This window comes from Aeromonas sp. 102P (assembly GCF_051920345.1).
Taxonomy (GTDB): domain Bacteria; phylum Pseudomonadota; class Gammaproteobacteria; order Enterobacterales; family Aeromonadaceae; genus Aeromonas; species Aeromonas veronii.
The window spans coordinates 2,777,989-2,803,135 of the sequence record NZ_JBQBCZ010000001.1 but is presented as its reverse complement, the minus strand read 5'-3'; the positions used below and the strand labels follow the sequence as shown (position 1 = coordinate 2,803,135).

The following is a 25,147-nucleotide window of genomic DNA, read 5'->3' as shown; positions in this document are numbered from 1 at the left end:
CAGCGAATTGATCAAGTACCCACAAAGAGTGCTTTTCAATGATATGATCCCGCGCACACTTTTCGGTGCCCTCACCCGGCAGTGACCGTGGGCCTTGCAACTCAAACAGAGCCAATATGATGAAACTGGATGAAATCGCCGCCCTCGCCGGTGTCTCGCGCACCACGGCAAGCTATGTGATCAATGGCAAGGCCGACCAATACCGCATCAGTCAGGCCACCCGCGACAAGGTGATGGCCGTTGTCACCGCCCACAACTACCAGCCTGACAGCCGCGCCGCCTCCCTGCGTGGCGGCCAGACCAGGACTCTGGGCTTTATCCTGCCAGACCTTGAGAACGCCAGTTACGCCAAACTGGCCAAACGGCTGGAACAGGGGGCCCGGGCGCAGGGCTATCAGCTGCTTATCGTCTGCTCGGAGGATGATCCCGCCACCGAAAAAGAGCTGGCCCAGATGCTGGTGAGCCGTCATGTGGATGCCCTGTTGGTGGCCAGTTGCCTACCGCCAGACGACCCCTTCTACGGCAAATTGCAGGCGCAAGGCAGCCAAATCCTCGCCATCGACCGGGCGATGGCAGCCGACAAGTTCGTCACCGTCGCCAGTGAAAACGAGAAAGCGAGCTTTGATCTCACCAGCTCCCTGCTCACCCCGACCCTGCGCCATATCGCCTTGATCACCGCGCTGCCGGCACTCACGATCAGTCAGGAGCGCAAAGCAGGTTTCGAGCAGGCGGTCGCCAGTCACAGCGCGCCTCGCCACCTGTGCGAGGGAGATCACTTCTCCCGCCTTGAGGGGTATCGCCTGATCAAAGATCTGCACCAGCAGCTGGGCCAGTTGCCCGAGGCACTGATCACTACCTCCTATATCCTGATGGAGGGGGTGCTGGACTATCTATTGGAACAAGAGATCGATATGAGCCAGCTTGCCATGGCCACCTTCGGGGACGATCGGCTGCTCGACTTCCTCCCCTTTGGCATCAACTCCCTGCCCCAACAGCACGACGCGCTGGCGAGCCAGGCGCTGGATCTGGCGCTCAAGGCGGTGAACGGCGAATACCAGACCGGCCTGCACTATGTGAGCCGCACCCTCAAGCGCCGTCGCTAACCTGCTCGAAGCAGACCCGATTTGCTGTCAATGGGTGGGTAAAGCGAACAGATGACAATAAGGCTGCCAGCATCGGCAGCCTTATTGTTTTTCCCCACAACCCTACCCGCCCGCTTTGCTTTCTCTACCATCTGGCCGACTAAACAACCGGCCTCCACACCCCTTTCACCCCGCAACTAAACGCCAACGCCACGACAAGGCACTCCCCCATCCGTGCAGCAACCACTTGGCTGACCTGTATCAATTAGCCCCTGCCAGTCATTTTTTCGGTGCTTTTTTTCTGCAATTAGCTACCACTGTCATCATTTATTTCCACTTGTTGCCACAAGCCAGCACAAAATCCGTATAAAAGGGGTTGTTTCCGCTATTTTGATCCGCTAACGTGGCAACCATCTTTTACAGCTGACAGGTTTTAGGTACAGATGTTCCCGTTCCGATATTGCTAGCCTCCGGCCCTATCACCGGAGGCTCCTTCTGATAACGCCAATCGGCCCCTCTTGTTGACGTCACTGCTGACATCGCCTGTTTGCACTGACACCGCTACGTTCGGATGGATAACATGAATACCAAAACTCTGGGTTGTACCCTGTTGATTGCCGGCACCACCATAGGTGCCGGCATGCTGGCCCTGCCGCTGGCCTCCTCCTCCCTCGGCGGCCCCGCCACCCTGATGTTGATGGTCGGCCTCTGGGCCCTGATGGCCTTCACCGCCATGCTGCAAGTAGAGGCAAGCCTCAACACCGGCAAGTGGTACCTGCACCAGCTGGCGGATCATCTGCTCGGTCCCTGGGGCAAGCGCATCGCCTCCTTCTGTATCCTGATGCTGTTCTACTCGCTGGCCTCCGCCTACATCAGCGGCGGCAGCAGCCTGCTGGCACAGGCGCTTGCCGATGCGGGCATGACCCTCAGCCAGGAGCAGGCCGCCTGGGCCTTTACCCTGCTGTTTGGCGGCATGGTCTGTGTCGGCACCCGCTCGGTGGATTACCTCAACCGGCTGATGTTCACTGTCAAACTGGTGATCATGGTGGTGGTGCTGGCGTTGCTGCTGCCCCGCACCGAAGGACAGCATCTGCTCTCAATGCCGCTGGGTCAGGGCCTGTTACTGGCGGGCCTGCCGGTCATCTTCACCTCGTTCGGCTTTCACGGCTCCATTCCGAGCGTGATGCTTTACCTCGGTGACTGCCCCAAGCAGTTGCGCCGGGTCTTTGTCTGGGGCTCAGCCCTGCCGCTGATCCTCTACGTGCTATGGCAGGTGGCGATCCTAGGTCTGCTCGGCCAGCAAGCCCTGCTGCAAACCGGCGGCGCGCTGGACAGCCTGCTGGCCAACGTCGGCAAGCTGGTGAGCTGGCCTGCGTTTAATCAGGCGATGCACCTGTTTGCCGATCTGGCGCTCGCCACTTCCTTCCTCGGGGTAACGCTGGGGCTGTTCGACTTTATGGCCAAGGTGACCCGCCGCAAGGACAACTGGCAGGGCCGCACCCAGACTGGCCTCATCACCTTTGTGCCGCCCCTGCTGTTTGCCCTCTACTTCCCGCAGGGCTTTATCATGGCCCTCGGATACGCTGCCATTGCGCTGGCGATCCTCGCGGTACTGCTGCCGGTTGCGCTGGTATGGCAGAGCCGCAAACAGGCGCCAGCCCACCACTACCGCGCCCCAGGTGGCGTAGTGGCGCTGGGAGTGGCCGCTGCCATGGGCTTACTGATTGTCGGCGTCCAGATCAGCGTCAGCCTTGGAATGCTGCACGCGCTCTGATCCTTGCCGCGAGTCAATGCTGAGATTGTAAATTTTTCTGTGTAACTGGCGGCTAATCACTGTCCGAGCCGATCACCAAACAGGATCATGAATTGTGTCATGGCCTGTTCCCAATCCCGGGCTCAGTGAAGGACAACAGGCCATCATTGCCAGAGACTATGCCATGGCAGGGAAACAGCTGTTGATCCGCCAACAGATCTCTTTGGTGCATTACGCATTGGAGCGGATGCAGGTGAGCTATAACGGAGAACATCAACAACATCCCCTGCTCTACCCACTGGTACTGGCCAACCGGGAGGCGCTCATCCAGCAAGGCTATACCTTCAAGCTCAAGAGTGCGGATTTGCTGACACAGCTCAGCTCGTCTGACAGACACAAGAGTAACAACGGGTAAAGGGGATGAAATTCAAAAGAAAAATTCCCGAGCAATGCTCGGGAATTTTTAGATAAGAAGCGACCGCATTAGGGTCACGTGTCAGCACACACTTTACTGACAAGCGCCTAGCAGCTTCCAGGGACCACCTTGGTCCGGCTGGTTATTGGTGTTCCACCACTTGGCCTCATAGATGTTGCCGACATAGGTCGCCTTGTCACCGGTGTTGTACACCTGAGTGCTGTTCCAGGAGGCCGGACAGGCACTACCCTTCTCGAAGCTCACTTCAAGGCGGTGATTGGCCGCCAAGCTGGGGAAGGTATAAGCGCTCGCCACCGGCTGGGCCGCGCCATCGACGGTGATACTCTTCACTCGATATCCGGGATCAGGAATGAACGCGACTGTCAGTGCACTTCCCCCTTTTGCCTGAATAATACCTGCAGTATCCGGTGCAGGAGAGATAGTGCCACCGGTGCCGACGACACTAGCACGAATGTCAAACATCACAGGAATATCGATCGTCACCTCTTTGTACTGACCGCTGAAGCCGGAGAAGTTCCGTTCAGAGAGACTCTTCACATCGGTATTGCGCAGGATAACGATCTTCTTGTCACCCTTGGCAAACGGCTCGAGCAAGGTCAGCTCGGTGTTGGCGCCATTTTGAGTCAACTTTACAGCAGAAAATGGCATTGGCTGATTGCTTGGAACGGTCAGCACCGTTTTTTGCGGATTGAAGCTGTTCACCACCAGCGACATATTCCAGCCCCAGGTTTTGTGATCAAGCGGCACGATAAAACCCAGACGATCAAAGCTGCCGGTCACGTTGAGGAACATGTCAGGAGACAGGTCGGCCAACGTCAACCCCATCAGCTCATACGAAGCATAAATGCCGCCGTCATCGGCTTGGGGACCAATCACCACCGAAGAGCTAGTCTCATAAGCTTTGAGATGCTTGAACCCAATCCCCGACGAACCCTCGATACGATCCACCTTGGGGTCAAACTGGGCGACGACCTGCTTGCCTGAATTCCACGCCAGCGTGTACACCATAGACTGAATGATCACTTGTGAAGGATTGGCCAGTACATCGCCAGCATTGATGTTGTTCAGAATAATTTTTTGTCCGGCCACATCTATTTCAGCGCCATTTTTCCCCTGAGTGACCACCATGGACGCCAGAGGTGATTCGCTGGACCAGCCACGTAGCACGATCTTATCCTTGCCGATAACAAAGTCGGTAACCGTGGTGATAGAGCCCTTCTGCTCATTGAGTAGCAGCTGGTTTTTGCCACCCCCCAAGATCACGGTGTCATTCCCCCACCCCGCCATCAGAACTTCATCGTAAGGGGAGCCTTGAGTGACGCTGTCACCCGGTACATCAAACAGCGTGTTGTAACCGCCAAACTTATGCACATATTTGGTGATACAAGTTCCCTGCTCGTCACACGTGATCTTGTCTTTGGTCAACAGCTCGGCGGTTCCCCACGCTCCACGCAAGTGAGCAGCGGCTAGGATACCGGACATAGTTGCCTTGACCGTTACCTGCTGCCCGTTATCATCCGTATCGGTCCAGCTTTTCGACAAGGCCTGTGCCCAGGTCATATTGGCATCTTGTAGGAGCTTGCTGATGACCTTGTAGTTGAAGTGCATGACATCCCGGATCACCAGCTCCTGTTTATCGGGCTTGATGAAATCGGTGAAATTGTTGACCCCGTTCTTGCCGATAAAATGCCCTTGCCAGCGGTTAATATCCGTTACGTACACCTGATTACCGCCTGATCCCGGGATTTCAGCCAGCGCCTCGGTTTTACAACCGATCCAGGTCGAATCGGGCACGAACATATAAAAGCTGTCGTATTCCTTACCTGCAATCTGTACTGTCGGCGGGCTGTAATAGCCTCCATCGATCAATACCGCTTCACCCAGCTGATACCCGACAAAGCCCCACGCATTCATCGAGCTGTACTGCATCAACTTGAACATGCCCGGGTCATGAGGGGTATTTTCGTTATAGATGCTGCCAAGACCCAGTTTGGTAAAGTACTGCCTTATCGTTGTAGGCTCTTGCACCATACTCCCTGTGGCGCAGTCCCTGACGAGTCGACCCGGCTTGGTGACCTTAGCGTAGGTATAAACGGGGTTATCCAGATTATCGAGGTAAAACTGGCTCTGTGCCGGATTGATACCGGACTCAAAATTTCTGAGACTATCGAGAAATTCCTGCATTCCTCCAGTTGAGGCTGATGCCGTGGTTGCAAAAAATATGCTCCCTAATAACGGAATACTTAATCCATGTTTCATCTAGCAACTCCTGATTAATGATATAAGCCTATCTCACCCACATAAAAAGTGAGGTGTAAAGAACATAATTAGTGTTTATATATCGTCGAACTAGATCTTTATGGGCGAACCAAATTCTGGCATGGGAGCATTAAAGAATTTGGCAACACTGGCCCCCACATCAGATAGGGTATCGCGAACACCTAACTCAAGCCCCTTTAATTCATGGCTGAATAACAATATTGGCACCATTTCTCTTGTATGAAGAGAATGTCCGATAAAGGGATCGTTGCCATGATCAGCCATAACAATCAAGAGGTCGCTTATGGACATAGCGTCTAATATCTTTGATAATCCGGCATCAGCTCTCTCGAGCGTATACCAGTAACGCCCAGCATTTTGTTGGTGACCGGAAAGATCCGTTTCCTGAACATTGAGGCAGAAAAATGCATTATCTTTCCGAACAACATCCCGCAGCAATAAATCAAACAGTGTATCGGTATCGACTACTCCTGGATATGAAACACCGTGTTCATTCTCTACGATATCGGCGACCTTACCATATAAGAACGTCTTGATTCCAACCTGATTAAGACAGTGTGGCACTTGTGTCGATGGATCGACTCCATAGCCAAGGTGAATAACCTTAAATCCGTTATTATAGGTTCCAGAACGTGGAGCGTTGACCCCAATAAATGCTATATTTCCGTTTTTATCTGGTTTGGTTTCTATGGCTGAATAGATGTCATCCATTGAATCAATCAGTCCACCAAACGCTATGTTTCGTCCAGCATCATTATATTTCCTGACTACTCTCCCGATTTTCACAACGTCATCGAATGATATCAAGTTCAAATTGGCTGTAATGTTATAAACCTGTCCCAACTCGGCCTCAAGGTTATCCCCGATCACGACACAGCTGTTGACCTCCAGTAGGGCAAGCGCATCGCGATATATTCGGTTGACCTGGTATCCTGCGGCAATCAACCCTGCCTCTATCTTTTCGATATATGTACTAAAGGGGGCTTGTAGCGGTGCTCTCGGTTTGGTCCCCATGATCTCTTGATGCCCCATAAAGGTGTCACACCCTTCATGGCCCAGCATTGACTTACCCCAGTTTGCAGCCTGGCTACGTTGCATCACTGAGTTGACGGGATACACCGTATTCAACAATCCAAGCCGTGCCAACGTCGGCAGATGTTTATCTGAAAAATGCTCAATGAGCTTTCTTGCTGTATTGGCACCGTGATCCTGTGGTCGCTCGGCCAGTACATCCGGCATTTCGCCGATACCAAAGCCATCGAGGACGACAACAATAAACCTTGCCATAATCCCTCCCTTACAACTCTCGCCCTTGCGAATCATAGAGTCCGATGATTTTCGGGGTCCCTGTCGATATTCCTGAAACCAGCGCAACATCACTCCTGGTCACAAACACCTGGGAGCGGAAAGCCATAATAACGGGTGTGCCGACGGGACACGTTCCCGCCAACTGGATGTGGTAATCGATGCTGCCATCATCACCTGCCACAAATGGCATGAAGCGTCCGTGTGGATCTGAGCCATCCATTGCCAGTGCGCCACGAATACGTCCACGCCGATAATATCCACCACCATAGCAATAACTATTTCCGTTATGCTGATGAGATATCTCGCTCAAATAAAGCATTGCAATCTTTTCTGGCTGATCCCCATTCTGATTTGATGGAATTGTACCGGTCAAAGCATGCCCCGGTTCGCCATGCGTCCCACCTCGAGAGGCAATTAGCGGTATCGTTTCACAACTAGTTGAAGACGGAACATTGACCTGTGTTATCCGGCAACCCATTCGCTCAGCCTGCTCTTTGGCAATCATCGTTGTCCTGAAATTATGTGTGGCCACGGTCACATCTTTATCTTCATCATAGAGAAAGCTGGGAAAATGAGTGACCCCCGCTATAGCAATATTCGGTAGTGCTGACAATGATTGGATAACCTCATCCAGATCACTTAGTAAAAATCCAGACTCCTGACTGGGATAGATAATGTCACCATGCTGATAAAACTTGACCATAATCTTTTGAACTACATTTGCATTAACTGCAGCAGATGAAATTTCCTTGGCCTTTTCAATAGAATAAACGGTTATAATCTCTGGTTTGGTGACACTCACCAATTCATGGACTATCCCAGTAGGTGGTTGAACCAAATGCCCAACATGACTAACATTTATTCCCAGATCTGAATAATGGCGTGCTTCTTTGAAATCAACACAGACAATACCATCATAACCTAACTCATCGATCAGCAATTTTGCTAAAACGGGATTGCGTCCAAATTGCTTCGTCATCGCATAGAGTGTGACCCCATACTCATCTGCAGTTTTCTTGATCACCCTCGCATTTTCAACAAACTGCTCGACATCAATAATATAAGTATCAGGCAAAACCTGGTTGGATTTTAATAATTCAGCTGCACACTCTATAAATCTCGGATTTTGTCTTTTCAAAGCATCAAGAAACATCTTCGCTCACCTTATAAATATAGCTTACCCGGCCCGATAGTTTTCAGGCTGTCAAACCGGGTGACCCTGGGGTCAGATATTAAAAAGTCCGACGATATGGAAAATATTGAGTGCAACACCAGTTAATATGGCAGCGAGAGCCGGAGCAGCAATTTTTAGTACAGGACGGCCCATCACCTCATTGAGGAAGAACAAGATAGTGAAAATGGTAATCCCGGTGGTACCACCCATTTTCATCACCGCCAGTACCCCACCGATCAGGAGTGCAAACTCCATCAGCGTGTTCATCGAATTACGGATATTATCCGAAGCATTACGAATAGACGGAAATTGTTCCAGGAAATGGCCGATCCGACGCAGCAAGAATACTTCCGCACAAATGGTCAGGGCCCCCAACACCGCAGCAACAGGTACGTTAGGTGAGAGATAACCAACCACAAACACAAAAGTCATCCCGACCACACCATATACACCAGTGGCCAGTGCAGTGGTCGCAATCAGAGGTACGAACCCAAGCCCGCGCATGAATTCAGAAAGAGCAACCTGGTTGATTGCCGTCTGCTGAGCGACAGGATCGGTCAACTTGTAGGCATCTGCCAGCGGATAGATAGAAACTTCGGAGCCAGCGAAATAACCAGCGTTGACAACCACAGCTACCAGCGCACCAGTTGCAGCCAGGAACGGCAGGTTTTTCATGATACGCTTGGTACGTTCTTCAAACAAACTGTGCATACCCGACATATCAGGCGGCGCGATACCATTTTTCTTATCGTTGATGTCTTTGTATATGGCAGTCCCCACCAGCATCATCATCCCAACGAAGATTTGCAGGGACTCAGGATAAATAGTGGTAAATTTCATCGTGGCCAGCCGGGCCAGCACAATAACCGCAGCTGAAATAGCACCGGCTTTCCAACCGAACTGATAAAAGATGGCAAGCAGCGGAAACAGTGCAAAAGCGGTCATCACTGGTGTACCCAATTCACCTAATGCACCAACTGCATCGACAGGCAATCCGGTCAATACCGCATTCACACCGGAAAGAGAGGTAACAACCAAAATCCCCCACAAACCGCCAGCTAATGCGGCTTGCCAGCGCCGAGCCATCATTACACCAAGAATGTCGGTCGGTAGAAAGAGCAGCCAAGGGTTTAGAAGACCAGTGGAAAGCGTAAACGAAATACCGACTGAGGCGACGAAACCAATCGACAAGCCAAACGCCACGGATCCCGCATCACGCCGCGACATATTTCCTTCGACGACTTGGGGTAGAATCGGCCTGATCCCGTCATGAAATACCGATGCACTCATATTGGCCAACAGAGCTGTCATGGCACACAACAGAGTGACTAACCCTAATTGCATAATGTCCATTTTTTACCCTCAATTGGCAGCAAGCTTGGTAATTAATAACGGAATGGCGTGTTCGACATGTTCCACTGAAAGACCAAACGCCACCTTGCCCTCTTGAATAAATTTCTCCACCTCTTCGGACTTAGCTTTGATGGAAGGTTTAGCAATAGTGCAACTTTTCGGATAACCGATAATGGCGATAGCGATAGATAGTGCAGCCCCAGCACCGGTATTACAACACCCGATGTAATAATCCAGGACTCCCGCTTTTACCTTCATGGCGGCATCCATGTCATTGAGAATATGACATTCAAACTCCCCCGGTGCAGCTTGTTCAATCTGTGCCTTTATCTGCTCACGTTGCAACCCAGCAATCCCTATTTTCTTCATTTTTATATCCAGCCTTATTTAAAAAAGTGGTAAGGGGTAATACGTAACATTTGTTCTATTTGAGTTTTACTAATACCTGACTCAAGTAACTGTGGAATAAAACTTTCCACCAGATAACAAAATCCAAGGCCTCCATTTTTTTTAAGGTGTGATTTTCTAGTTATATCCATAGACAGCATGACTCTATCCAACAAATTCCTGCTAGCCAATTCTTTCAGCATGTTGATTCTCGACGAATCAGGGAAGTAACTGTTCTTGCCGATAGTGTCAAACTGAACATGACAGCCCTGCTCGATCAACCACAAGATGTCATCCAGATTATTTTTAAGATCGCAATGACCAATAGTTATCCTTTCCATTGCGACCGCATACGACTTGAATAACTTCACCTGTTCTCTTGCCATGGTGCTCATGGAAAGATGGGTCGAGATTGGGCGGCCTGTCTCATAATGCGCCATAGCTGCAGCTTCAAAGACTTTTCGCTCCGTTTCGGTAAATGCGTTCTCGCTACTACCAATTTCCCCAATGACACTAGCTTTAAGTGCACTTTCATCGATACCCACCGTGATTTCATGCACCATCTCACCGCATATCTCGCGAGCTGACATACGGTATAGCTTCTCGGGGAAGAAGCCTTCGATATAATAACCTGTCGACATCAGGATATTCACGCCGGTATCTCGCATTATATTTTCAATAAAATGAGGATTTCTTCCCATAAAACGATTTGTCATCTCGATGAGATTAAGCACGCCATACTGTTTGAGTGCAAAAAGCTCATCCCGGATCGACGCATAACTATCAAGAAGACAATCTTCATCCCTTTTCTGTGAAGATAGGTCAATGTGCAGATGTTCATGACAATAGGTGTAACCATCGAGGCTAATCGACATTACATACCCTCCTGACATGAGTAGTGCAGTGATAAAAGATTACTCAACATAAATGACTTTTCACTCTCCGGAGCTGTCGCAAGATCAATTTTATCAAGCAGTTTTCTGTTGAGAACATCAATATCATGGAAGAATGGATCTTCCTGTACTTCATCAAATAGGGTTGGATCCATGCCTTGCTCTATTGGTGTTCCTGACTTAATCCGATCAAATGCCCTGGCCAGATGGACAATCATCATCTGGAATTGTTCGTTATCATCACCAACTGGAAAATTTTCCCTGAGGTCTTCCATTACCACTAAACATGCTTTTAATGCATCATGACTGATCACATCGGCTGACCGGAGTAACTGTAATCGCGCTATCACTGCATATCTCCATATTCAAATATTAATAACTTGGTATCAACTTCCCTTCAATTACTAAACGCTGATGGACCAACAGTTGATGAACATCAAGTAATTTACTAATTAGCTCGCTGACATGCTGGCTCTGGCGACTGACAAGAATGACCGCCTGGGATGCTTGGCGACATTCATCAATATGCTGGAGCGATTTTTCGCACAGCCCTGATACATTCATATCGATGGCCTCGGGCAACCACACGACCGCATCTATCTGCCCGGAAACGAGATAACTCAAGCTGTTGGAATAGTTGATCTCGACAATTTCAATTTCTCTTCCTGCAAACGCCTTCTCGGTCAGAATTCGCTGATCAGGAGATGCCGGATCGACCCCTACGCGTTTGATAGTCTCATATTCGTTTTCCCTATAAATCAATCGATGCTCGAGTGAATAGGACTCAGCCCCCAGATCCGCCAGGATCTTCACGCTACCACCCAATGTTCCAGCAGCAAGTTTGGACATAATGGCTAGGTCATAGACACCCTTTTTCAAGCATTCGGCACGGACATCAGCGCCGCGCATATGGGCAAAATAGAGTGGCAGGCTGCCAAGTTGCGCCTTCAATCCACTGGCCAGGCCCTCGTAGTGCTTTGTATAAGGCAGCGGCATGGCACACACCACATGGCTGATGCCGGAGTAACGGACAAGCTTTTGATAATCGAGTTGCCGAATATAAGTGCCATTACGCCCCTGCTTACTCAAGCTGACCGCCTTGTCATTTTCCAGCGTGGTAAACGCCTTCTGTATAAATCCAACCGATACACCGATCTCGTCAGACAAGGACTCTATCGTCCTCAGGCGGTCGTCAGGCTGGGTCGTCATGAGATACTTTGCAAGGCATATCACTGCCATGCCTTCTTTACTGATGTATGGGTTTGTCATCATTTATATCTTCATTATTTTGAAAAAATGATACATCAGAGATTTCGCCCAAAACTAAACGATTGCTCAATTTTGTGAGCGCCTTCATAACAAATCGGATGAGAGAGGATCCTTGCAAAAAAACCACGGGCGCGACCCAAGAGCGCCATGTCTCCGACCGACTGAAGCGTTGGATCTAGTGACATAGTGAATTTGGCCACCTGATTGGCTGACTCCCCTCTAACTCTATGAGGTCTCTTTCCGCCCAATAAACCGCCACCTACACGGCTCGCCCTTCGTTCTGCCTGCGCTATGGTTTACCATGCACACAATTGTGGTGCCTGGCACCGCCCACCCTAGCGCCAGGCGCTACCGTCATCGGATACCTCATCTCGAGCAACATGAGCAAAACAGCACACGCGGGCAACGAGCCAACATTCTATTTCCACGACTACGAGACCTTCGGCATCAGCCCCGCCAAGGACAGGCCGTCGCAGTTTGCCGGTATTCGTACCGATGCGGATTTCAATCTCATTGGCGAGCCGCTGGTCATTTATTGCAAACCTCCGGCAGACTACCTGCCGGATCCGGAGGCGTGCCTGATTACCGGTATCACGCCGCAAAAGGCGATGAAGGATGGGCTGTGCGAGGCGGATTTCATTCGCCAGATCCACGAGCAGTTCGCCACGCCGAATACCTGTGTGCTGGGCTACAACAGCATCCGCTTCGATGATGAAGTGACCCGCAACACCCTCTATCGCAACTTCTATGACCCCTATGCCTACAGCTGGCAGAACGGCAACTCACGCTGGGACATCCTCGACATGCTGCGGGCCTGCTACGCCCTGCGCCCGGAGGGGATCGAGTGGGCCTTTGATGATGAAGGCAAACCGAGTTTCCGGCTGGAGAAGCTGACGGTCGCCAACGGCGTCGCCCATGCCAATGCCCACGATGCGCTGTCAGACGTGCTGGCCACCATCGAGATGGCCAAGCTGGTGAAAAAGGCCCAGCCCAAGCTGTTCGGGTACCTGTTTGACCTTCGCAACAAGAACAAGGTGAAGGCACTGATCGACGTGGTGACCATGAAACCGCTGGTACACGTCTCCGGCATGTTCTCCCCCTGGCAGGGGTGTGCAAGCTGGGTCTCACCGCTCGCCTGGCACCCCACCAACCAGAACGCGGTGATCATGGTCGACCTGACCCGCGACCCCACCCCGCTTATAGAGCTCACGAGCGAGGAGATCCGCGAGCGCCTCTATACCAAAAAAGAGGAGCTGGGGGATCTGGCGGGCATTCCGGTGAAACTGGTGCACATCAACAAGTGCCCGGTGCTGGCGCCGGCCGCCACCCTGACGGCGGAACGGGCCGACGAGCTCGGCATCAATCGGGAGCAGTGCCGCAAGAGCCTGGATCTGCTGCGCGCCCACCCCGAGGTACGGGAAAAACTGGTGGAAGTGTTCAATCAGGAGTTCGCCGGCAGCAATGAGAGCGACCCCGATACCCAGCTCTACGCCGGATTCTTTGGCCATGGCGACAAGTCCACCATGGATCTGGTGCGCGCCACCCCCGCGGATCTGCTGGGTGAGCGGGAGTTCGCCTTTACCGACTCCCGGCTGCCGGAGATGCTGTTCCGCTACCGCGCCCGCAACTGGCCACACACCTTGAGCGAAGCAGAGCAGAAACGCTGGCGCCTGCACTGCAGCGACTACTTCAGCCGTCGTCTGCCGGACTACGTGCCCCGTCTCGAGGCGCTGGCCGAGCAGAACCAGAGTAACGAACGGAACTTTGCGATTCTTAAGAGTCTCTATCACTATCTGGAAGATTTATGAGTTGTGAGTAGTTTCACAATAAATCCTTCCCGCCCATCCCCTTCTTCAGGTCATAATGACGAAGGGGATTTCCCCAAAAACCAATATCTTGCAACATCCTGAGCGGATGTCTCCCAAGCAAGAGATCTCTTTGGCCGAACGGAAGCCATTTGCTGATGCCTCGTCACCACGCACTGCTCGGATTACTGGCCCTGCTGCCGCTGGCAGCCAACGCCGCATACCGGTTCGATGTGCCGGATTATCTTGCTCGCTTGCCCGAGCAGACCTATCGCATCGTAGAACAGAACTTCAACACCCTTTATCAGCAGACTGATTTCACACCCCTGATCACCAACAGCTACTTCAACGGTTCCCATCTCTACAAGTTTGTCGGGGTACCGCTGGCCATCAGCGCCCAGTCAGGTTTCCAGCTGGAGGTGTTTGGTCAGGTCTATAACCGCGCTTCGCAAGCCTATATGCACCTGAGCGAGGATATGTCCCTCTATCGGGTGATGCGGGTCGATCTGATGGGGAACCCCAATGATCAGCTGGCCATCGGTTTTGGTCTGGGGGTACCCATCACCCCGTTGCTGACCCTCAAGGCGATCGCCTCCGGCAGCGATATCCCGGGCTATGGCTCAGCCAAATACGCCGTCGGCTTTGAGTGGCGTTACTGAAAAACGTGGCTGATAACCGCTGATTGAAACAATTCAGGCTCCGTGATGGAGCCTGAATTGTTTATGGTGACGCTGTGATCAGGTGTAGTGGATCACCCGCCCCTCGCCCCCTTGCAGGGTCACAGTTGTGCCGACTGCCTGCCCATGCCAAAAATCGGTTCCCCCTTCCGGCAGCAGAAACTCCTGTGGTTGCCCCTCCCAGTTGAACAGGCAGAGCAGAGTGCCGCCCTCGGGCAGGCTTACTTCGCCACAGGCAAAGTCCATCGACTCGAAACGGGCAGAGGGTGCCCGGGCGGCGCAGAGCGCCAACAACTTGCGCAGTTGCGCCGCCTGCTCCTCATCGAGATCTTGCAGCCGATCACCCGCCAGCATCATGCCGCCGCTCGCCACCAGCGCTGCCAGATGGAAGCTGTAATCCGCCTTGCTGGCCTGCTGGCTCGGTAGATCACGCAAACAGATGCAGTCGGGATCGAGGGCCCAGAGCTTGTCGTTCTGCCAGGCACGGCAGAAGGCTTCGCGAGCAATCTGGCGATAGCAGTGGCCGTTGCGCTCCACGTCATCGCTCACCCGCATGCCGTGCACCAGCCCAAGGCTCGGCCAGATGGGGGCGTTGCAACCGAGCAGGAAGGCACCATCGCCAGCACCGCGCAGAATGGCGGCCATGCCGCGCCGATAGGCTTCAACCCGCGTGGCAGCCGGATCCTGGAAATGGCCACCGTGGATGGCACCCCAGAAGTTGGCATCGAGCTTGAAGTAGTGGATGCCCCACTGTTCGCGCAGGGTGCGGAACACCTGCTCAAGGTGCGCCTGCACCTCGGGGTGGGTACCATCCAGCACATACCAGGGGGTACAACGCCAACCGCCATAGGTGACCCGCTCGGAGGGGAGCGGCAGGCCGTCATCCCCCTTCACAAACCAGTCGGGATGATCCTGAAACACCTGCGAAGTGGGCTCTGCAATAAAGGGAGCGACCCAGAGAGCGGGCTCGCAGCCAGCCTGTTTGATCTCCGCAGCCAGTGATGCCATCCCCTGCTCGAACTTGGCCGACGGGGTAAGCCAGTCGCCCATTTTGGCCTGATAGCCGTCGTCGATCTGCACATAACGCAGGGCCGGGAAACGCTCGGCACGCACCTGCAGGTTCTCGCGAATATCGGCGGCGCTCACCTCGGCGTAGTAGTGATACCAGGAGCACCAGCCGCTCGGGCGCTCACTCACCTGGCCGATCAGCGAGCCGTGCTCGACCTCGATTAGCCGTGCCAGTTCTGCCAGCAGATCCTCGCGCTCCGCTCCTTCGAGGCAGATCAGCGCCTCGCTCTGCCAGTGCTCACCGGCTGCAAGTTTTCGCCCTTCGCAGTTCATCAGGATCTGCAAGCGACCATCAGGGTAGAGGCGAAACTCCCCGCCAAAACGGTGACAGCTGGCAAAGGCGAGCAGCAGCCACCCCTTGCCATGCTCCACCAGCAACAGGTTGTGAATGGTGTGATAGCCATTGTCATCGGTGATGCGATAGACGCTGGCATCGGGGCAACGGCCGACATGTTGTGGTGATTGCCAGCTACCCATGGTCTGGGCCAGCATCTGGAATCCTTCGCCATAGATGGCGCCCTCCACCGGCAGGCCAAGCTTGCCGTCAAACAGCACCCAGCGCTCAACCGGGGTGGCATCAGGGCCAGTGTTGTCGAGTCGCACCCGACACAGGGGCCCTTCCCACTCACGGGTTTGCAGCAGATGGGGTGGTGGCAACGCATTATCGTTCGCCAGCTGGCGAACTCGGGACAAGAGGGATGTCATCACTACTCCTTGTAGTTCGAAAAAGGGTTCTATCAGACGATGTTCAACAGATAATCTGCATACAAATCAGATTCAAACGAACTGATTTCAGTTGTTATTGTTTTAATGCCGCGACCCGGCCTCTCTGGTAAACTGCGATTTTTCTTCCCAGTCGATGAGGTTCACGTGATCGCGCAACGCGCCTTGCTGTACTTTCGTGACTTTATGGTCATCGTCGCCTGCCTGCTGGCAGGTAAATCCGTGGCAGCCATCCTGCCTTTCGCCTTTCCCGGCAGCATCATCGGCATGCTGCTGCTGTTTGTGCTGCTCTCCCTGCAGTTGATCAAGCTGCACTGGGTTGAGCTGGGCGCTGGCTTGCTGCTGCGCCACATGGGCGTGCTGTTCGTGCCGGTTGCGGTCGGGCTGGTGGCCTGGCTTGAGCCCCTGCGCCAATCCTTCGGCGTCATCATGCTCTGCATCGTGCTCGGGATCGTGCTGATCCTCGCCACCGTCGGTCGGCTCTACCAGAGGATGAACAAATGATCTTCTGGCTAGCGATCCCTCTGACCCTGGCGCTCTATTTCGCCACCCGCGCCCTCTATCGCCGCCTGCCCTGGCCCATCATCAACCCTGTGCTGGTGCCGACCGCGGTGATCATCGGCCTGCTGCTCTGGTTTGATCTGCCCCTTGAGCAGTACGAGCGCGGCAGCAGCCCCATTACCATGCTGCTGGAACCCGCCGTAGTGGCGCTGGCGCTGCCGCTCTATCAGCAGGCACGCCAGATCCAGGCCAAGCTCAAGCCCATCCTAATCTGTACCCTCGCCTCCGTCTTGATCTCGGTGTGCACAACCTTGCTGATCGGTCATTTTATGGGCACAGATCCGGCGCTGCTCGCCTCATTGGCTACCAAATCCATCACCACCCCGCTCGCCATGAGCGTCAGCCAGTCCATCGGCGGCATTCCCGCCATCGCGGCCGCCGTGGTGGTGGTGGTGGGAATTGTGGGCGCGCTGATCGGCTACCCGCTGCTCAAACTGCTGAAAGTGACCGATCCGGAAGCGCAAGGGCTCGCCATGGGGGCCTGTGCCCACGCCATCGGCACCGCCACCTCCGCCGAGAAGGGGATCACCCAGGGTGCCTTTGCATCGCTGGCCATGGTGGTGTGCGGGATCCTCACCGCTGCCGTCGCCCCGCTGCTGTTTGCCATCTATCACTGGCTGATCTGATCACCCCATTGACCACCTGTTGACCATTCCGGGGGGCCTTCTGGCCTCTCGGGGTGCGACCTGCCGCACAATTTGCACAAGATAAACGTTTCCATTACCATCCCCCTCCGTTTGCCCGTCAGGGCGTGAGCCTGCTCACACATTTACCCGAGCTTGCTCCCTACAATGGCCGCCCAATTGGCCTTTGAGGACACACTATGCATCCCCGTTTTGCCAAGCCATTCGATACCCTCTCTGCCCCGCTCAAAGCAGCCGTGCAGCCCATGCTGGATAGTGCCGACTTCAACGCCCGCTTCACGCCGGAGCAAGTCGCCACCCTGAAAGCCGCCACAGGTCTCGATGATCGCGCACTGCGCCTCGCCCTGTTGCCGCTGGCCGCCGCCTGCTCGGTGGCACCCATTTCCAAGTTTTACGTCGGTGCCATCGCCTGCGGCCTGAGCGGCACCTGGTACTTCGGTGCCAACATGGAGTTTGCAGGGCAAGGTCTGTTCCACTCGGTTCACGCCGAGCAGTCCGCCATCTCCAACGCCTGGCTGGGTGGCGAGACCGGGATCTCTGAAATCACCGTCAACTACACCCCCTGCGGCCACTGCCGTCAGTTCATGAACGAGCTGAGCACCGCCAAGATCCTGAAAGTCTCTCTGCCCGATGACCTGAGCGCCCTGCAATCCTTCCTGCCCCACTCGTTTGGCCCAGCAGATCTCGACATCACGGATGCGCTGATGAGCCCGCAGGATCACGCAGAGCTTCAGCTTCAAAGCGAAGACCCACTGTGGCAAGCCGCGCTGGCCGCCGCCCGTCAAAGCTACGCCCCCTACAGTCAGGGCTATGCTGCAGTGGCGCTGCAATTTGCCGATGGCCGCATCTTCTCTGGCCGCTACGCCGAGAACGCCGCCTTCAACCCCAGCCTGCCACCGATGCAGATGGCCTGCGCCCATGCGGTGCTTAACGGCGAAGATCTCGCCACCATCCGCCGCGCCGTGCTGCTGGAGAATAAAAACGGCCAGATCAGCCAGCGTGACTCCGCCCAGTCCACCCTCAAGGCGCTGGGCTCGGTCGAGCTGGAGTATCAAGCGGTCTGACCCAGTTTGCTTCGATAAACGAAAGCCCCCGCACCTTGGTGCGGGGGCTTTTTACTTGGCTGTTTAACCGGGAACTGCTCTTGGTCTTCACAGCTTGGCGCAGTTGATCACCCTGTCTAACCGATTACTGATCAGACCGGTTTCAGCCGCGCGGTGAAGTGGCGCAGCAGCGGCGGCTCGTAGTCAAAGGTGAGCCCGCGAATGTCGCTGGCACGCGCCTTCACCGCGATCAGGCAGTCGGCCACATAGTCCATGTGATCCCGGGTGTAGACCCGGCGCGGAATGGTGAGACGCAGCAACTCAAAGTCAGCCGCCTCCTGCTTGCCGGTAGCGGGATCGCGCCCCAGCAGCAGGGAACCAATCTCCACCCCGCGCACGCCCCCTTCCAGATAGAGCTCGCAAGCGAGCGCATGGGCGGGGAACTGCTCGGCCGGAATATGGGGCAGCAGCTTTTTGGCATCGACAAACACCGCATGGCCGCCGGTGGGGGTCTGGATCGGGATACCCGCCTCGGCCAGCCGCTCGCCGAGATAAGCCACCTGACTGATGCGATAGGTGAGATACTCCTCATCCATCCCCTCACGCAGACCGATGGCAAGCGCCGCCATGTCCCGCCCGGCAAGGCCGCCATAGGTGACGAATCCCTCCATCGCTACGCAGCGCACCTGCACCGCGCGGAACAGGTCGAGATCTTCCTTGAAGCAGCAAAGCCCGCCGATATTGACCAGCCCGTCCTTTTTAGCCGACATGGTGAAGATGTCCCCCAGCGCAAACATCTGGCGCACTATCTCCTTGATGCTGCACTTGGCATAGGCCGGGTCCCGCTCCTTGATAAACCAGGCGTTCTCGGCGAAGCGGGCGGCGTCGATCACCACCGGAATCTGGTGACGACGGGCCAACTCGGAGACCGCCTCCATATTGGCCATGGAGACCGGCTGGCCACCGGCACTGTTGCAGGTCACCGTGATGATGATGCCGGCCACGTTGTCGGCCCCCAGGGTTTCGATGGTGTCGGTCAGGCGAGGGAGATCAAAATCCCCCTTCCAGGCATAAGGCACCGTGGTGTCGAGGGCCTTCGGGGTGAGCAGGTTGATGGCCCGCGCGCCGGCCAACTCCACGTGAGCCTTGGTGGTGTCGAAGTGGTAGTTGGAGATAAACACAGGCGCCTTGCCCTTGCAGCGCTTGACCAGCTCGGGAAAGAGGATCTGCTCGGCCCCGCGCCCCTGGTGGGTGGGCATCACATGCTGGTAGCCAAAAATCTCGCGCACCGTGCGCTCCAGCTCGACGAAGTTGCGGCTGCCCGCATAGGCCTCATCCCCCATCATGATGCCGGCCCACTGGCGATCGGACATGGCACCTGTGCCACTGTCGGTCAGCAGATCGATATAGACATCCTCGGCCAGCAGCAGGAAGGGGTTCCAGCCAGCGGCCTCGAGGGCGGCACGGCGCTCGGCGCCAGTGGTCTGTTTGATGGGCTCGACCATCTTGATACGAAACGGCTCGGGTATACGACGCATATAAGACTCCTCACCGGCGCTGGGCCAGTGCGTTTGAAATCGGAATTGGCAAAAAGGCCAGGGCGATCAGGGTCGTCCGGCTGACAAATTCAAACGGCGGGTGCCGCCAATCAGCGGTGAGGAAAGTCGAAGGTGAGAATGGGATCCCGGGTATACCAGTGGGCGAGCAGGCAGGCTGCCCGGGGCGTAGCTGTCATGATTGGCATCACTCCCCTCCATATCGGTTGTAGACAGTCGGTGGCCAACAAGATCCATTGATGGATGCTGCCAACGGGCAGCCTCGCCACGTTAACGGCAGGTTAATTGGCAAACAAGGGGCGCACCGACGGGCTGTGCGCCCGCTCACAAAGTGGGCGTCTGCGCGGCAAACTGGCAGTGAGGTTGATCCGCCCGCGCCCCCGGTTCGTTATTCTCCCTATCCACACGCCACATCCCCCATCAGCCAAGGCTGGAAGCCATCATGCATCGCAAACCCCATCTGCCCGAGAAGATCTGCCCCGTCTGCCAGCGCCCCTTCAGCTGGCGGCGCAAGTGGGTGCGCAGCTGGGAGGAAGTTCGCTACTGCAGCGAACGCTGTCGCCACGCTCGTCACCGCAGCCAGCAACCTGAGGGGGAGCGAGTCTGATGGAGCTGCGCCTGATTCTCGGCGATCAGCTAAACGCCGCTCACAGCTGGTTTCGCACCCCGGATCCGGCAATCTGCTATCTGATGGCAGAGCTGCGCCAAGAGACCGACTACTGCCGCCACCATCGCCAGAAGGTGCTGGCCTTCTTTGCCGCCATGCGCGCCTTCGCGGCGGCCCTTGGCAAGGCTGGCCACCGCGTCTGTTACCTGACTCTTGATGAGAGTGCCCGCTGGCCCGACTTGCACAGCCTGCTGGCAGCCCAAATCGCGGCGCATCAGGCCGACAGCTTTGCCTGGCAGAGCCCGGACGAGTGGCGCCTCGCCAACCAGTTGAAAAGCTGGGCGGCGGGCCTTGCTATCCCTGCCTCCGAGGTGGAGAGCGAACATTTTCTCTCCCCCCGCGATGGCTGGCAGCGCTATCCCCACAGCCGGATGGAGTTCTTCTACCGCGCCCTGCGAAAGCAATATCAAGTGCTGCTTGATGAGCGCGGCCAACCCCTTGGCGGGCGCTGGAATTTTGATGACGAGAACCGCGCCAAGCTGCCGGAGCGTCAGCCGATCCCGGAACCCCTCACCTTTGCCAACGAGGTGAGCGATATTGATGCCATGCTGACCCGCCACGGGGTCAGTACCATCGGCGAGGCGGATGCCAGCAAGCTGCCGTGGCCTATCACAAGGCGCCAGAGTCGTGAGCTGCTGGCCCATTTTCTCACCCACTGCCTGCCTCACTTTGGCCGCTATCAGGATGCCCTGAGCGAGCGTGGCTGGAGCCTGTTTCACAGCCGCTTGTCGTTTTCCCTCAACAGCAAGATGCTTCATCCGCTTGAGGTGATCCGCGCCGCAGAGACCCACTGGCAGGCCAATCAGGCCACCATCACCCTGGCGCAGGTAGAAGGCTTTATCCGCCAGATCCTCGGCTGGCGCGAGTTTGTCCGTGCCCTTTACTGGGAGAAGATGCCCGACTATAAGCAGACCAATTTTCTCGGGGCCAACCGACCGCTGCCCGGTTTCTTATGGAATGGAGAAACCAGGATGGCCTGCGTGCGTCACGCCATAAAGCAATCCCTTGAGCACGGTTACGCCCACCATATCCAGCGGCTGATGGTGACAGGCAACTTTGCCCTGCTGGCGGGGATCGATCCTGACGAGGTGGATCAGTGGTATCTCGGTATCTATGTGGATGCCATCGAGTGGGTGGAGCTGCCCAACACCCGCGGCATGAGCCAGTTTGCCGATGGCGGCCTGATGGGCAGCAAGCCCTACGCCAGCAGCGGCGCCTATCTCGAGCGGATGGGCCACTACTGCAAGGGGTGCCACTATCAGGTCAAAACGCGCCACGGCGACGGAAGTTGCCCCTTTAACAGCCTCTACTGGCACTTTCTCTGGCGCAATCGGGACAAACTGGGCGGCAATCCCCGCCTCGCCCTCCCCTATGCCAACTGGGATGGCCAACCGGCAGCGCAGCAGCAGGCAATTCTGGCGACGGCGGAACAGTACCTAATCCAGCTGGAGCAGTTGTAAGCGGGCCATGTCCCCTGGCACATTCACACTGACAACAGCGCAGCGATTTACGCTGGCAATCAGGCTCACCATCGCACCAAACACCAGCTTGTGACTGGCAAGCAGACGGAGATCCCAATCCTGCGTAGAGCGGTTGAATATCCTGTGGCGGCTGATTATGGTGGTGGCCACATCAGGAGATCAGTCAAGGAAAGACGATATGGAGATAGTGGTTCTCGGTGGCGGCGTAATTGGGGTAACCAGCGCCTGGTATCTGGCCAAAGCGGGTCACAAAGTAACCCTGCTGGAGCGACAAGAGGGCGTTGCCCTTGAAACCAGCCATGCCAACGCCGGGCAGATATCCCCGGGTTATGCGGCCCCCTGGGCGGCCCCCGGCATTCCCCTCAAGGCCGCCAAGTGGATGCTGCAAAAGCATGCCCCTTTCACCGTGCGCCCCACCGCCGACCCCTTCCAGCTTCGCTGGATGCTCAGAATGCTCGCCAACTGCACCCCGACCGCCTATGCCACCAACAAGGGACGCATGGTCCGTCTGGCCGAATACAGCCGCGACTGCATGAAGCTGCTGCGCGACGAGCTGAACATCGATTACGAAGGGCGCCAGCTCGGCACCCTGCAACTGTTTCGCAGCCAATCCCAGCTCGATGCCAGTCAGCGCGATATCGAAGTGCTGGAGGAGTATGGCGTCCCTTACCAGTCGCTAGATGCCAGCGGCTGCGAGGCGGCAGAGCCTGCGCTGGCGCGGGTGCGCGGCAAAATTGTCGGCGGCTTGCGTCTGCCCGGCGACGAGACCGGCGACTGCTTCCGCTTCACCAAGGCCCTTGCCCTTGAAGCCGAGAAGCTCGGGGTCAGGTTCGTCTTTAACTGCGATATCGACGAGATTGAGCAAGCCTGCGGCCGCGCCGTGGCGGTGCGGGCGGGCGAGCAGCGCTATCGCGCCGATGCCATCGTCTGTGCGCTCGGCAGTTATGCCACCGGTTTTTTGCGGCCGCTGCTGCGCCCGCTCGGGCTGGAGCTGCCGGTCTATCCGGTCAAGGGCTACTCCCTCACCCTGCCGATGATCAATGCCGAGGCCGCGCCGCGCAGCACCGTGCTCGACGAAACCTACAAGGTGGCCATCACCCGCTTTGACGAGCGGATCCGGGTCGGCGGCATGGCGGAGCTGTCGGGCTACAACCTCGCTCTCAACCCCAGACGCCACGACACCCTGGCGATGGTGGTGGGCGATCTCTTTCCCGAGGGGGGCGATATCAGCCAAGCCGAGTTCTGGACCGGCCTGCGCCCCATGACGCCGGACGGCACCCCGCTTGTAGGGCCAAGCCCCATTCCCGGTCTCTGGCTCAATACCGGCCACGGCACATTGGGCTGGACCATGGCGGCCGGTTCGGGTCAGCTTCTATGCGATCTTATCAGCGGCAGCGAGCCCGCCATCAGCGATGAGGGGCTCACTCTGGCCCGTTACGGCTAAGCGCCTAAGCTGTCGGGCTGTTTCACTCGCCAACTACGCCCAGCAGAGGACGTCCTCAACCGCTTTATTGACAGGCCACTGCCATAACCGGTGGCCTTTTCGTCTGATGTTGACCTTCTCCCTCCCCGTCTGCCTGAGCAGTACTCTGGCTGCCGGTTAATGCAGCAAACGGCACAGAATATTGCGCAATTCGACTTGCGCAAGCCGCCACAATCCGTAATGTGGATAGACGCATTTTTCGCAGCGCATATTTTTTAAATGGCCTGTAAACCGCTTGTAAACAGGCGTCGCCAGATAAGGGGTTACGGTGTCACCACGAGTTTCTTTAGCAGCAATCCAGGGTAGGACAATATGAAAAAAGTAGGTTTGGTCGGTTGGCGTGGCATGGTGGGATCGGTTCTGATGAGCCGGATGCAGGAAGAGCAGGATTTCGCCCATATTCAACCCACATTCTTCACCACCTCCCAGGCCGGTGAGGCCGCTCCCAACTTCGGCGTCGATGCCGGTACTCTGCAAGACGCCTTCGATATCGAAGCGCTGGCCAAGCAGGATATCATCATCACCGCGCAAGGCGGCGACTACACCAAGGATGTCTATCCGCGCCTGAAAGCCGCTGGCTGGCAGGGTTACTGGATTGACGCCGCCTCCTCCCTGCGGATGGAGAAAGACGCCGTCATCATTCTGGATCCGGTCAACGGCGACGTCATCGAGCAGGCCCTGAACGACGGCATCAAGACCTTCGTTGGCGGCAACTGCACCGTCAGCCTGATGCTGCTGGCCCTAGGCGGCCTGTTCAAGGCCGATCTGGTGGAGTGGGTGAGTGTGGCCACCTATCAGGCGGCCTCCGGTGGCGGTGCCCGCCATATGCGCGAGCTGGTCACCCAGATGGGGATGCTGCGCGACGAAGTGGCGGTCGAGCTGGCCGATCCTGCCTCCGCCATCCTCGACATCGAGCGCAAGATCACCGAGAAGACCCGCTCCGGCACCCTGCCGGTGGACAACTTCGGCGTGCCGCTGGCCGGTGGCCTTATCCCCTGGATCGACACCAAGCTCGACAACGGCCAGAGCCGTGAAGAGTGGAAAGGTCAGGCCGAGACCAACAAGATTTTGGGTATCGAAAACGCCGTCATTCCGGTGGATGGTTTGTGCGTGCGGATCGGTGCCCTGCGCTGCCACAGCCAGGCGTTCACCATCAAGCTGAAAAAAGATGTGCCGCTGGCGGAGATCGAAGCGCTGCTGGCTGCCCACAACGACTGGGTAAAAGTGATCCCCAACGATCGCGATATCACCGCCCGCGAGCTGACTCCGGCGGCCGTTACCGGCACCCTCAGCATTCCGGTGGGCCGTCTGCGCAAACTCAATATGGGCCCTGAGTATCTGGCCGCCTTTACCGTGGGTGACCAGCTGCTGTGGGGCGCCGCCGAGCCGCTGCGCCGCATGCTGCGTATCCTGCTGGCGCGCTAATCCGCCACAAAAGCAGAGACAACAAGGGCGGGGAGTCACACTCCCCGCCCTTTTTCATTGCCAGTTTTTATGACCCGTT

22 protein-coding genes are annotated in these 25,147 nt (G+C 55.9%); 12 read left to right on the top strand and 10 right to left on the bottom strand.

Translation table 11 applies throughout. The features are described 5' to 3' along the window. Nucleotides 1-116: 116 nt before the first annotated feature. The 3 genes from cra to ACTG1K_RS13125 all read left to right on the top strand — a co-directional run bounded on the left by cra (nucleotide 117) and on the right by ACTG1K_RS13125 (nucleotide 3,250). Nucleotides 117-1,103, top strand: coding sequence for a catabolite repressor/activator (cra, locus tag ACTG1K_RS13135; RefSeq protein ID WP_259588629.1), 987 nt, complete (start codon nucleotides 117-119; stop codon nucleotides 1,101-1,103). 559 nt (nucleotides 1,104-1,662) lie between these two features. Next, nucleotides 1,663-2,856, top strand: coding sequence for an aromatic amino acid transport family protein (locus tag ACTG1K_RS13130; protein ID WP_259588627.1), 1,194 nt, complete (start codon nucleotides 1,663-1,665; stop codon nucleotides 2,854-2,856). 94 nt (nucleotides 2,857-2,950) lie between these two features. Next, the gene (locus ACTG1K_RS13125) at nucleotides 2,951-3,250 is read left to right on the top strand and encodes a hypothetical protein (protein WP_376887580.1); all 300 of its coding nucleotides are present in this window, start codon (nucleotides 2,951-2,953) and stop codon (nucleotides 3,248-3,250) included. A 93-nt stretch (nucleotides 3,251-3,343) separates the two neighbouring features. Here ACTG1K_RS13125 and ACTG1K_RS13120 read toward each other — a convergent pair whose 3' ends face one another. The 8 genes from ACTG1K_RS13120 to yhfZ form a co-directional block, all read right to left on the bottom strand. Further along, nucleotides 3,344-5,530, bottom strand: a complete 2,187-nt coding sequence (locus tag ACTG1K_RS13120; protein WP_259588624.1) for a carbohydrate-binding protein — start codon at nucleotides 5,528-5,530, stop codon at nucleotides 3,344-3,346. Between the two features lie 90 nt (nucleotides 5,531-5,620). After that, nucleotides 5,621-6,838 (bottom strand): phosphopentomutase, encoded by a 1,218-nt coding sequence (locus ACTG1K_RS13115; protein WP_425855937.1) that lies wholly within the window; start codon nucleotides 6,836-6,838, stop codon nucleotides 5,621-5,623. A gap of 10 nt (nucleotides 6,839-6,848) precedes the next feature. Beyond that, nucleotides 6,849-8,012: an alanine racemase gene (locus ACTG1K_RS13110; RefSeq protein WP_259588620.1), complete on the bottom strand. Its 1,164-nt coding sequence runs from the start codon at nucleotides 8,010-8,012 to the stop codon at nucleotides 6,849-6,851. A 72-nt stretch (nucleotides 8,013-8,084) separates the two neighbouring features. Continuing rightward, a complete protein-coding gene (locus ACTG1K_RS13105; protein WP_029303223.1) occupies nucleotides 8,085-9,386 on the bottom strand; it encodes a YhfT family protein in 1,302 nt (433 codons plus the stop codon). A gap of 9 nt (nucleotides 9,387-9,395) precedes the next feature. Next, the gene (locus ACTG1K_RS13100) at nucleotides 9,396-9,755 is read right to left on the bottom strand and encodes a DUF2620 domain-containing protein (protein ID WP_029303224.1); all 360 of its coding nucleotides are present in this window, start codon (nucleotides 9,753-9,755) and stop codon (nucleotides 9,396-9,398) included. Nucleotides 9,756-9,769: 14 nt separating this feature from the next. Further along, entirely contained in the window at nucleotides 9,770-10,648 is an 879-nt protein-coding gene (locus ACTG1K_RS13095) for a hypothetical protein (RefSeq protein ID WP_425855938.1), read from the bottom strand. Then, nucleotides 10,648-10,980 carry a hypothetical protein gene (locus tag ACTG1K_RS13090; RefSeq protein WP_259588614.1) on the bottom strand — a complete coding sequence of 111 codons (333 nt, stop codon included), beginning with the start codon at nucleotides 10,978-10,980 and terminating at the stop codon, nucleotides 10,648-10,650. The genes ACTG1K_RS13095 and ACTG1K_RS13090 overlap by 1 nt, the downstream gene beginning before the upstream one ends. A 58-nt stretch (nucleotides 10,981-11,038) precedes the next feature. After that, the gene (yhfZ, locus tag ACTG1K_RS13085; RefSeq protein WP_425855940.1) at nucleotides 11,039-11,938 is read right to left on the bottom strand and encodes a GntR family transcriptional regulator YhfZ; all 900 of its coding nucleotides are present in this window, start codon (nucleotides 11,936-11,938) and stop codon (nucleotides 11,039-11,041) included. A gap of 377 nt (nucleotides 11,939-12,315) precedes the next feature. On the opposite strand from yhfZ, the gene sbcB reads away from it, so the two are divergent. Together sbcB and ACTG1K_RS13075 are read left to right on the top strand one after the other, a co-directional pair. Then, nucleotides 12,316-13,743: an exodeoxyribonuclease I gene (sbcB, locus tag ACTG1K_RS13080; protein ID WP_425855942.1), complete on the top strand. Its 1,428-nt coding sequence runs from the start codon at nucleotides 12,316-12,318 to the stop codon at nucleotides 13,741-13,743. Between the two features lie 155 nt (nucleotides 13,744-13,898). After that, nucleotides 13,899-14,399 carry a hypothetical protein gene (locus tag ACTG1K_RS13075; RefSeq protein ID WP_005360277.1) on the top strand — a complete coding sequence of 167 codons (501 nt, stop codon included), beginning with the start codon at nucleotides 13,899-13,901 and terminating at the stop codon, nucleotides 14,397-14,399. A 78-nt stretch (nucleotides 14,400-14,477) separates the two neighbouring features. On the opposite strand, the gene ACTG1K_RS13070 is transcribed toward ACTG1K_RS13075, so the two are convergent. Further along, nucleotides 14,478-16,190, bottom strand: a complete 1,713-nt coding sequence (locus ACTG1K_RS13070; protein ID WP_440005660.1) for a glycoside hydrolase family 36 protein — start codon at nucleotides 16,188-16,190, stop codon at nucleotides 14,478-14,480. Nucleotides 16,191-16,355: 165 nt separating this feature from the next. On the opposite strand from ACTG1K_RS13070, the gene ACTG1K_RS13065 reads away from it, so the two are divergent. The 3 genes from ACTG1K_RS13065 to cdd all read left to right on the top strand — a co-directional run bounded on the left by ACTG1K_RS13065 (nucleotide 16,356) and on the right by cdd (nucleotide 18,477). Beyond that, on the top strand, nucleotides 16,356-16,712 hold the full coding sequence (locus tag ACTG1K_RS13065) for a CidA/LrgA family protein (protein ID WP_005333279.1): 357 nt from the start codon (nucleotides 16,356-16,358) through the stop codon (nucleotides 16,710-16,712). Further along, nucleotides 16,709-17,395 carry an LrgB family protein gene (locus ACTG1K_RS13060; protein WP_005333281.1) on the top strand — a complete coding sequence of 229 codons (687 nt, stop codon included), beginning with the start codon at nucleotides 16,709-16,711 and terminating at the stop codon, nucleotides 17,393-17,395. The genes ACTG1K_RS13065 and ACTG1K_RS13060 overlap by 4 nt, the downstream gene beginning before the upstream one ends. Before the next feature lie 197 nt (nucleotides 17,396-17,592). Then, nucleotides 17,593-18,477 carry a cytidine deaminase gene (cdd, locus tag ACTG1K_RS13055; RefSeq protein ID WP_115522309.1) on the top strand — a complete coding sequence of 295 codons (885 nt, stop codon included), beginning with the start codon at nucleotides 17,593-17,595 and terminating at the stop codon, nucleotides 18,475-18,477. Between the two features lie 131 nt (nucleotides 18,478-18,608). Here cdd and ACTG1K_RS13050 read toward each other — a convergent pair whose 3' ends face one another. Continuing rightward, nucleotides 18,609-19,994 (bottom strand): tryptophanase, encoded by a 1,386-nt coding sequence (locus ACTG1K_RS13050; RefSeq protein WP_440005658.1) that lies wholly within the window; start codon nucleotides 19,992-19,994, stop codon nucleotides 18,609-18,611. A 460-nt stretch (nucleotides 19,995-20,454) separates the two neighbouring features. Between ACTG1K_RS13050 and ACTG1K_RS13045 the strand changes: the two genes are divergently transcribed. From ACTG1K_RS13045 to asd, 4 genes are all read left to right on the top strand, one after another. Continuing rightward, entirely contained in the window at nucleotides 20,455-20,619 is a 165-nt protein-coding gene (locus tag ACTG1K_RS13045) for a DUF2256 domain-containing protein (RefSeq protein WP_440005656.1), read from the top strand. Continuing rightward, nucleotides 20,619-22,139 (top strand): cryptochrome/photolyase family protein, encoded by a 1,521-nt coding sequence (locus tag ACTG1K_RS13040; protein ID WP_440005654.1) that lies wholly within the window; start codon nucleotides 20,619-20,621, stop codon nucleotides 22,137-22,139. The genes ACTG1K_RS13045 and ACTG1K_RS13040 overlap by 1 nt, the downstream gene beginning before the upstream one ends. A 157-nt stretch (nucleotides 22,140-22,296) precedes the next feature. Then, entirely contained in the window at nucleotides 22,297-23,604 is a 1,308-nt protein-coding gene (locus ACTG1K_RS13035) for a D-amino acid dehydrogenase (protein WP_265347272.1), read from the top strand. A 351-nt stretch (nucleotides 23,605-23,955) separates the two neighbouring features. Continuing rightward, the gene (gene asd, locus ACTG1K_RS13030) at nucleotides 23,956-25,068 is read left to right on the top strand and encodes an aspartate-semialdehyde dehydrogenase (protein ID WP_005345266.1); all 1,113 of its coding nucleotides are present in this window, start codon (nucleotides 23,956-23,958) and stop codon (nucleotides 25,066-25,068) included. Nucleotides 25,069-25,147: the final 79 nt, after the last annotated feature.